Annotated in this window: 1 pseudogene; it reads left to right on the top strand. The window is 61.4% G+C overall.

The features are described from left to right. A pseudogene (locus JAO29_RS23225) lies at window positions 1-248 on the top strand (ABC transporter ATP-binding protein); the annotation flags it as partial. Between the last annotated feature and the right edge of the window lie 6 nt (window positions 249-254).

Raw genomic sequence — 254 nt, 5'->3', positions numbered from 1 at the left:
TGGCATCGGTCGACACCTACACGGAAGAGCGCATCCTCCAGGGGCTCGCCCGAGTGATGCAGGGCCGCACCACCATCTTCATCTCCCACCGCATCTCAACTGCCCGGAACGCCGATCAGATCGCCGTTCTGGTCGATGGCCGCATCGCGGAGTTGGGCACACACGACGAGCTCATCACCCGCAACGGCTACTACACCAGCCTCTTTGAGAAGCAGCGACTCGAGGAAGAGATCTCCGTAGCCAGCTAGAGCAGA

It is taken from the genome of Edaphobacter sp. HDX4 (assembly GCF_036877565.1).
Classification (GTDB): Bacteria; Acidobacteriota; Terriglobia; order Terriglobales; family Acidobacteriaceae; genus Edaphobacter.
Note: the sequence above shows the minus strand (reverse complement) of the source record. Positions and strands in the feature narration are given on the sequence as shown.